The organism is Promicromonospora kroppenstedtii DSM 19349, assembly GCF_000515355.1.
Taxonomy (GTDB): domain Bacteria; phylum Actinomycetota; class Actinomycetes; order Actinomycetales; family Cellulomonadaceae; genus Promicromonospora; species Promicromonospora kroppenstedtii.
Window position 1 is genome coordinate 13,945 of sequence record NZ_KI911634.1, and the last position, 970, is coordinate 14,914.

General features: G+C 74.3%; 2 protein-coding genes. Both read left to right on the plus strand.

Annotated features, from left to right (window positions below; all coding sequences use genetic code 11):
• On the plus strand, positions 1-302 hold a 302-nt coding region (locus PROKR_RS06455; protein WP_483823630.1), incomplete at its 5' end, for a beta-xylosidase family glycoside hydrolase.
• 28 nt (positions 303-330) lie between these two features.
• Positions 331-693 carry an RNA-binding S4 domain-containing protein gene (locus tag PROKR_RS06460; RefSeq protein WP_036960899.1) on the plus strand — a complete coding sequence of 121 codons (363 nt, stop codon included), beginning with the start codon at positions 331-333 and terminating at the stop codon, positions 691-693.
• The last annotated feature ends 277 nt before the right edge of the window (positions 694-970 follow it).

Genomic DNA, 970 nt, shown 5'->3' on the forward strand with positions numbered 1-970 from the left:
GCCGCGTGCTCGCGGTGCACCGCAGGGCGGGCGTGGCCACCGTGCTCGGGGAGCGGCCGCTGCCCGCGGGCGATGCCCCCGTCACCCTGGCCGTGCAGGCCCACGGGCAGGACTACGTGCTGCTCGCGGGGGTCGGGGACGAGGTGCCGACACCGGTCGCGACCGCCGACGGGCGCACGCTCGACAGTGTCTCGGCGGGGGGCTTCCTCGGTGTGTGGCTGGGCCTGGTGGCGACGAGCGACGGCGCGCCGTCGACCGGCGTCGTGACCGTCGAGCGGTTCGAGTACGAGCCGTCCGCCTGAGGGTTGGGCCAGGTGGGAGGATGGGCCGATGCGCATCGACGTCTGGCTGTGGGCGGTGCGGCTGACCAAGAGCCGGTCGGTCGCCGCCGAGCTGTGCCGCAGCGGCCGGGTACGGATCAACGACAAGGTGGCCAAGCCGTCGTCGTCCGTGGCGGTGGGTGACCGCGTGACCTGGCGCGACCCCCTGCGGGACCGGCTCATCGAGGTGGTCGAGCTGCTGCCCAAGCGCGTCGGCGCGCCGATCGCGGCCAAGGCCTACCTGGACCACAGCCCCGCGCTGCCCACGCGCGTGGAGCGGGAGGCGGTCGGCCTGCGCGACCGCGGCACCGGGCGGCCGACCAAACGCGAGCGGCGCGAGATCGACCGGCTGCGGGGGCGGCGCGAAGGCTGAGAATCACCCGGGTGAGATCTGGGTTTTCTCTGACTTTTGCTGCCGTAGAAACGGTACCTTCGCGACACATCCCTGCCCCGCGCAGGTCCAGTGCGCCTCGGTACCCCGGGCGCCCCAGCCTGGAGAGCACATGCATCCTCGCACCCGAGCACGCACCAGAACTCTGGCCTCGGCCACCGTCCTGGCGCTGCTGGCAGTTCCCGGACCGGCCTTCGCCGCTCCCGACCCCGACCCGGAGGGCCCCGGCACCGCCGCCGCCAAGCCGCTCCCGGCGCCC

Bases quoted from the DNA above. Each gene is read 5' to 3' on its own strand.
- PROKR_RS06460 (WP_036960899.1), top strand. From the start codon at position 331: ATGCGCATCGACGTCTGGCTGTGGGCGGTGCGGCTGACCAAGAGCCGG.